Origin of the sequence: uncultured Oscillibacter sp. (genome assembly GCF_910579365.1) — a bacterium.
In the GTDB taxonomy this organism is placed as follows: Bacteria; Bacillota; Clostridia; order Oscillospirales; family Oscillospiraceae; genus Oscillibacter.
Window position 1 is genome coordinate 1 of the sequence record NZ_CAJTUX010000099.1, and the last position, 7,075, is coordinate 7,075.

Sequence of the window (7,075 nt, forward strand, 5' to 3'; positions counted from 1 at the left end):
TCTGACCGGGCAAACCATTGAATACGATGGCAAACAGATTCCCGTCTATGAGGGCACCCGGCAAAACCGGCTGGCCCACGGTGATTTTGTCTGGTCCGGAAACCGGCTGGTCTACACCGGCGATCAGTTCCGTACCCGGTTCGGTATTGACGTCTCCGCCTACCAGAACCGGGCCAGCGAAAACGAAACGATTGACTGGCAGGCCGTCCGGAACGACGGCGTGGACTTCGCCATGGTCCGCGTCGGTCTTCGGGGCTACTCCTCCGGCAAGATTGCCGAAGACGCCTTTTACCGCCAGAACATCCAGGGCGCCATGGACGCCGGGATTGAAACCGGCGTATACTTCTTCGCCCAAGCCATCACCGTGGAGGAGGCCATTGAGGAGGCGGATTTCGTCATCCAGTGCCTCCAGGGCCTGCACATCAACGGTCCTGTCGCTTACGACTGGGAGATGCACGACTCTAGCTATCGGGTTTATGGCACCACGCCGGAAATGGCCACCGCCTGCGCCATTGCCTTCTGCAAACGTATCCAGGAGGCGGGTTATACGCCGATGATCTACGCCGGGACCTATGTCAGCTATATCAAGTATGATCAGGGCGCCATTGCCCCTTACCTCTGCTGGTACCCCGAATACAAGAGCAGCGAATCGGAGAAGCTCTGCCCTACTCTCTACTACCAGCCGGACTATTGGCAATTCTCCAGCAAGTGTTCCGTCGCCGGGATCGGCGGCAATGTGGACGCCAACATTCAGTTCATCCCTTACTTTTAGCGGCCCTGCCGGGCAAGACAAGTAAAGCCGGTCAAAAAAACAGGGCTTGGCACTGCGCCAAGCCCTGTTTCCTTGTCAGCTTCGGGATGGTCCCTAATGCGTTTACTTCCGCTTTACGGGGTAGCAAACCTCGGTCACGAACTCCTCAGGATTCCGGGTCTCGTGGGGGCTGACGTGGTAGATGTTGAAAAAGAGTCCGTCGAAGGCCCAGCCGTTGTCCTCCACCCAGGTGGCCACAGCCTCGTTCACAGCGGAAATCTGGTCGTAGCTTCCCCGGAAGGTGGCGGAGGCCACCTGCACCGCAGGAACGGTCTTAAACTTCACGTGCTCCGTATCAGGATAGGTCCCCACTACGTTCTTTTGGATTTCTATGTCCACGTCCTGGTCCTTAAACTCGCCGTCATAATACATGGCGGTGCAGAGTACCGGGTCTCCGTCCTGAATGTTCATCTTGGCAGTCTCCTGGCAATAGATGTGCCACAGGTCCCCTTCCCGGTCATAAGAGGAGATCACCTGCCGTACGCTGGCCACCTGCCGCTCCGGCAGGGTTTTGATGGTTACATCGTATTTCATTTTGTCTTTGTCCTTTCTCAGGCGATCCAAGGCGGTGTCCAGCAGCCGCAGCCGTCTCTGAGCCTCCTCCATAACTTCCTGGGCCTCCGCCCGGCGAAGAAGCAGACAGCGCTCCAGCGCCCCGGGAGCATCGTAGCACTCCAGCACCTCCCGAACGGCGGCGAGAGGAAAGCCCATGTCCCGGAGGGCGCGGATTCGGTTTGCAGCGGGGAGCTGGCTCTCGCTATAATAGCGGTAGCCGGTGAAGGGGTCAATGGACGCCGGGGCCAGGAGTCCAGCCTCATCATAGCGGCGCAGGGAGCGGATGCTGACTCTGGAGAGCCTGGAAAATTCGCCGATCTTCAGCATAGTTTAATCGTACCTCCACAACGTTGTGATATTTGAGCTCAAAAACAGCATAAGCCCTCCCCCGGGGGCAGAGTCAAGAGGGAATTTAAAACTTGCGCCGCGAAATCCTTTTCCATAAAATCAGGGAGGTTTGGGTCCTTTTTGACGAAGGCTGCTGGACAGCGAAGAAAATTTTCAGAAAAAATCAAGGAAAGACTTGACAACCGCCAGCTTCTCTGCTATAGTATCATTTGTCCGTTACGGATAATAGTTACGGCGGCATAGCTCAGTTGGCTAGAGCATGCGGTTCATACCCGCAGTGTCCCCGGTTCAAATCCAGGTGCCGCTACCAAATCCATGAAGCGCCGCAAGGCGCTTCATGGGCCCCTCATCAATGGCCCGTTGGTCAAGTGGTTAAGACACGGCCCTTTCACGGCTGTAACATGGGTTCGAATCCCGTACGGGTCACCACCCCATAAGACGTCGTGAAGTGCGGCGTCTTATGGGCAGGAAAATTAAATATGTATCTGGAGGCTTAGCTCAGCTGGTTAGAGCGCATGCTTCACACGCATGAGGCCACTGGTTCGAGTCCAGTAGTCTCCACCATGGACCCGCCGAAACCGTGAGGTTTTGGCGGGTTTCTTCTGCTTTTCGCAACTTTTTGTTTGTTAGTAACGTGCTAGTAACCGGGCCAACCCACAAGTTGACCCACACGGGGAAACGACTGGAAAGAACAAAAGAGCACTGGGCAGGATTTTCCTGCCCGGTGCTGACGCAGCACCAGAACACCACAACCGCAGTCCTCCCCGCACTCCCTTCTTCCTCCCAACATAAAATGGGCGGAAGGAGGGATTTTTATGGAACATCAAACCTGCCCCATTGACCGGGCCGCGCCCCGGACCTTTCCGCCCCAGCACCAGGACCGCCAGCCCGGCCTGGAATACCAGATGAACCCCCGCCCCATCTCGGAGTGCGCCCCGCCCAGCCCCAAGCTGGCCGGGCGCGTGGCCCTCATTACCGGCGGGGACAGTGGCATTGGTCGGGCAGTGGCCTACGCCTTCGTGAAGGAAGGTGCGAAAGTGGCCATCGCCTACTATAACGAGGACCAGGATGCCCAGGAGACCGCCGGACATATCCGCCAGCTGGGCGGCGAATGTCTGCTCCTGCGGGGCGATTTGCGGATTCCCGCCTTCGCCAAGAGTTGCGTGGACCAGACAGTAGAACGCTTCGGTGGATTGGATGTTTTGGTCAACAACCATGCTGTCCAGTTTATCCAGCGGAGCATTCTGGATATCTCTCAGGAACAGCTCTCCCTGGTATTCCAGAACAATGTATACTCGTTCTTTTACTTAATCCAGGCCGCCCTGCCCTACCTGCACCGAGGGAGCGCCATTATCAACACAACCTCCGTCACAGCCTACCAGGGGAACAAAAACCTGATTGACTACAGCACCACAAAAGGAGCCATCGTAGCCCTCACACGCTCTCTGGCGCTGTCCCTAGCGGAGCAAGGCATCCGAGTGAACGCCGTAGCCCCAGGTCCCATCTGGACGCCGCTGATCCCCGCATCTTACTCTGCGGAGGAGGTGCGGACCTTCGGCTCCGGCACGTCGAGGGTGCCTATGCTCCGGGCGGGCCAGCCCTGTGAGGTGGCGCCCTCCTACGTGTTCCTGGCCTCGGATGACTCCAGCTACATGACCGGGCAGGTGCTTCATCCCAACGGCGGCACCATCGTGGGGGCTTAATCCAAACTTTGGGAATCTACTGCTTATACAAAACGATGTGACACCCCTTTGCATCAATTATACGCATGACGGACATTTACAAAACTTCATTCTGCTCATTGAAAAAGCCCAAATATATCCGTATTCTATACTATTCAGTTTCCTTCTGATAGCAATATTGGGGAGAAACCGTATGGCTTCCCAGCTCAAGATTATTTCCGATAAAACGAAAGCGGCTGCTCCCCTAACGAGAAAGCAGCCGCTTTGATATTTGATATTTGATATTTTATTTGGTTACTTAGGTGGCGAAGATCGATCCAACAAAAAAGTAATAAATGGAGGAAGCAAGGTGGCTATGGCAGGAATAAGCACTGCCACATTCGTGCCAATCGTTTCCTTGCCACGCCAAAACACAACAGACGCGCCTATGATAGCAAGTGCATAAACTGCCCATATTTTCCAGTGCTCCAATAAAAACCCAAAGAAGTGCTTAACAGTCGGGTGGTATACATGAGGCACCCATTTTTGAATCAGCGCGTGAATCTGCTCCACTTGCTCACAAGTCAACAGATAATCACATTCCAGCAAGCATCCACGCACCTCAGGCAAAATGTCATCCATTTTTGCGTTAAGGCACATTTTTTTCCTCTGTAAGGATTCCAGCTTATCGTAATTAGCGCGCTCCAATTCCACAAGCCATCCGCTGATCTCCTCTTGGCAATTATAAGAAACGAGCTCTTTTTCCAGTTCCACTAAAATGCCGCGGATGCCGCGCAATTGTTCCATCTTGGGAGTAAGTTTCGGGGTGAACGTCTCCAATTCCGAAATCAAGCGGCGGAAGCGCTGGTACCGGGAATCAAAAAAGATATGATTCGGCTGGTAAATCAGACGCTTTAAAACATCCAGCCGCATAGGTGGATTATCCAAACTTGGGGAAACTTTCTCCGGGCCATCCCCATCGGGTCGAGTGGGGTTCAGCACCATTGTTGCTATCCCGGTGTAGGTTGTGGTTCCATCGGACGATTCGCTGATGACAAGTCGAATCTTCCGACTGGACGGGTTATTCACAGCAAAGAGCAGCATACCGTCCCAGCAGGGATCCAGTGTTGTCGAAATATGACCAAGCCCCTGAGAAACCATTTGAACACGGGAGTAAAATGCGCCTGCCAGACGTCCGCTCAGCTTGATATACTCTCTTGTGAGAATCAAAGCGGTATCATGGCGGGGGATATCCACATAGGTCGCTTCCCTGTTGGATTTGTGTATGGCCAGCAGCCGTATCTTCTTTACGGAGTATATAAATTCAGTCGCGGTCAGGTTGTATCCACAGCCCTTGACATTTGCGTCTTCATAGGGAACTATGACGAGACTCGGGTCCATCCGTTCTCGGATTTCCTTAATGTCCCGTCCAGTCAATTGATAGTTCTGCTCTAATTGTTTCATCTTCTCTTCCTGAACAGGCGGCATTTCTCTCTTCCTTTCCTTGATTGAACTCCATCTTTATTCACCTCACGGTCGTTCGGAAGCTGGGGCATCACATCCGCGGGAGGCTCCGGCGGCAAAACGTCCTCGTCAAGTTCATCGGCTATGCCCGATTCCTGCTGGAGATTAGGGATGGATCCATCCAGCTTGTAGCCCAGCCACATTTCCATCTCGTCTTTTTTTGGCAGCACAGGCGTATAGAGATAGGTATATGCCCGTCCCAAAGCTCCGGTAAAAAGCTCCTGGACCGGCCGCTGTTCGACCTCCCCATCACTCATGACGTGCTTAGCGGAAAGCCCAACATAAGGCTCCACATAGTATATTTTTGATATACCCATATAGCACGCCTTTTTCGAGCAGAGCTCGCACGGGCTGGAAGTTGTGAACAAATAACCGCCGCGGATGCTGGCTCCTCCCTGATCGGCCAGGTTAAGAAATGCCCGCTCCTCTCCATGCAGGGACCTGGGGTGGACTTGGTTTTTGTTGTGATCAATGCTGTTGAAAATGTCTTTGAAACAATAGGGAAGACGTTTTCCCAGCTCCGACATGATTCTCTGCGCCTGCGTCACCTGCTCCCCCATTTTCCTGAGGTGTTGTTGGAAGGTGTCGCCGTCATCGTTTTCATAGTCGCTGTAAGCGGCTGTGCTCCAGTGGCGGGAGATATCGAAAATATCCCGATAGGTGCAGGGAACTCGGCCGGGAGGCACATCGTTCCATCCAATAGAGCGAACCTGGTAATTTGCGCCCGTGAGTACAGCGCCAACCTGCCGTGAAACACAACCGGAGCTCACTTTTGCTGTTTGAGCGATCTGCATGCATCGCTCAATATCGGTTGGAAGGACCAGCCCCGGATTCATGATAAGAGAAACATAGCGGACTAAATTGCGCTTGAGCAGCAGCCGCTGCTGGTTATCAGTACGGTTGTAAATGAAAATGTCCGCCACTTCCACACATCGCTCCACATTCTGCATAACAAACGGAAGAATCGCGGAGAATCTGGCGTTCAGCTTCTCCTTAAGAGGCTGTAAGGAGTTTACTGTGAGCGCGCTATAGCTTACCGGGTCAGTTACAGACTTGTCTCCGGCAAATTTTTTGTACTCACTTAGCAGCTCGATGGTATCAATCGCCCTGATTTCGTCGGAAGTAAGCCGCTTGGGTATTCCCTCCAGGCGTGCGCGCCGCTCTTTCTCATCTGTGGAAATAGCCACAAGATAATAGCTGGAATATCGCGCTTTCAAATACATTGACTCAAAGGGATTTTTGATTGAGTCGATGACCACCATCACCCGCTGTGTCTCCCGCTCCAAAGACGTAAGGATCGCCTTGTACTTTTTATCGGAGGTCAACACATCCTTAAACTCCTTCAGTTTCTGCAGGTAGTCCCGCAGCACCTTCAGGCACAAATTGATTCGCTTCGCAATGGTCAAAAATCCGTCCTCTTGGATTTTTTTTGACACACTGTCTCCGTATACGATGGGCCTTCCCCAAGTCCGCAGGTTGATTCCGATATCCTGCATGATAATCGTCCCCATCCCATCTGATCGCGGGCCTTCATCGCTTCGTCCACGCCGTTCTGTTTCTTCAGCTCGTTCACCATCCGGTCCACCTGCTCCCTCGCCTGCCGGTCGATCTCCCGCAGGTGCGGGTACAGCCGCCCCGTCAGCAGCATGGAGGTGTACGTCCCTGGGTGGTGTTCCTCCAGAAATGTCTCCCGCAGCATCCCGTACTTGCCCAGGGGCATTTCCTCCAGTTCCTCCGCTCCGTCCACTTCCAGGTCGGGAATCAGGTAATCGCCCGCCTGCTTGTAAGTCAGTTCCATCGTCATGGGTAACGCTCCTTTCTTCACTTTCGCGCTTTACAGTGTTAAATTCTTCCTTGACCTTAGTATAGTCGATCACAGGCGATTTTGCAAGAGGTTTTTCAATATTTTTTTCTTTATTTTTCGCCTGTTCCCGGTCATAGGTCTTGACGGCGCGGCCAATTTCGTTGAGAAGGTCCATGGACACCTGGCTGGCAGCGCTGCCCAGGTGGTGCAGGACGGCGGGGGTGGAGAACTCGGTAATGCCCGCAAGGTCCTCGTCCTCCAAATACTCGCTGGGGTCCAGGCCGCAGCGGGTCAGGAGGGTGTACTGGACGCTGGCAGTCAGAAGGTTTTTATAGCGCACTTCCAGATTGAGGTCGTCCAGTTCCTCCAAAA

General features: G+C 53.6%; 7 protein-coding genes and 3 tRNA genes. 6 read left to right on the top strand and 4 right to left on the bottom strand.

Features of this window, described 5'->3' with window-relative positions; all coding sequences use genetic code 11:
- Window positions 1–772 (top strand): glycoside hydrolase family 25 protein (locus QZ329_RS14280; RefSeq protein ID WP_295753677.1); only part of this gene is annotated, 772 nt, incomplete at its 5' end.
- A gap of 102 nt (window positions 773–874) precedes the next feature.
- Here the strand turns inward: QZ329_RS14280 and QZ329_RS14285 are convergent.
- Window positions 875–1,693, bottom strand: coding sequence for a MerR family transcriptional regulator (locus tag QZ329_RS14285; protein WP_295753678.1), 819 nt, complete (start codon window positions 1,691–1,693; stop codon window positions 875–877).
- A 254-nt stretch (window positions 1,694–1,947) separates the two neighbouring features.
- On the opposite strand from QZ329_RS14285, the gene QZ329_RS14290 reads away from it, so the two are divergent.
- From QZ329_RS14290 to QZ329_RS14305, 4 genes are all read left to right on the top strand, one after another.
- A tRNA-Met gene (locus tag QZ329_RS14290) sits at window positions 1,948–2,024 on the top strand.
- 44 nt (window positions 2,025–2,068) lie between these two features.
- Window positions 2,069–2,143: transfer RNA gene (locus QZ329_RS14295), tRNA-Glu, on the top strand.
- Window positions 2,144–2,201: 58 nt separating this feature from the next.
- Window positions 2,202–2,278 (top strand) — tRNA-Val (locus QZ329_RS14300).
- Window positions 2,279–2,529: 251 nt separating this feature from the next.
- Window positions 2,530–3,417, top strand: a complete 888-nt coding sequence (locus QZ329_RS14305) for an SDR family oxidoreductase (protein WP_295753679.1) — start codon at window positions 2,530–2,532, stop codon at window positions 3,415–3,417.
- A 273-nt stretch (window positions 3,418–3,690) separates the two neighbouring features.
- Here the strand turns inward: QZ329_RS14305 and QZ329_RS14310 are convergent, their stop codons facing one another.
- From QZ329_RS14310 to QZ329_RS14320, 3 genes are read right to left on the bottom strand one after another with little or no spacing between them, the layout of a single operon-like run.
- Entirely contained in the window at window positions 3,691–4,839 is a 1,149-nt protein-coding gene (locus QZ329_RS14310) for a hypothetical protein (protein ID WP_295753680.1), read from the bottom strand.
- Entirely contained in the window at window positions 4,836–6,305 is a 1,470-nt protein-coding gene (locus QZ329_RS14315; RefSeq protein ID WP_295753681.1) for a hypothetical protein, read from the bottom strand. The genes QZ329_RS14310 and QZ329_RS14315 overlap by 4 nt, the downstream gene beginning before the upstream one ends.
- Window positions 6,302–6,703 (bottom strand): TnpV protein, encoded by a 402-nt coding sequence (locus QZ329_RS14320; RefSeq protein WP_295753682.1) that lies wholly within the window; start codon window positions 6,701–6,703, stop codon window positions 6,302–6,304. Before QZ329_RS14320 ends, QZ329_RS14315 begins: the two co-directional genes overlap by 4 nt.
- Between QZ329_RS14320 and QZ329_RS14325 the strand changes: the two genes are divergently transcribed.
- Window positions 6,702–7,075 (top strand): hypothetical protein (locus tag QZ329_RS14325; RefSeq protein ID WP_295753683.1); only part of this gene is annotated, 374 nt, incomplete at its 3' end. The two genes, QZ329_RS14320 and QZ329_RS14325, sit on opposite strands and share 2 nt — an antisense overlap.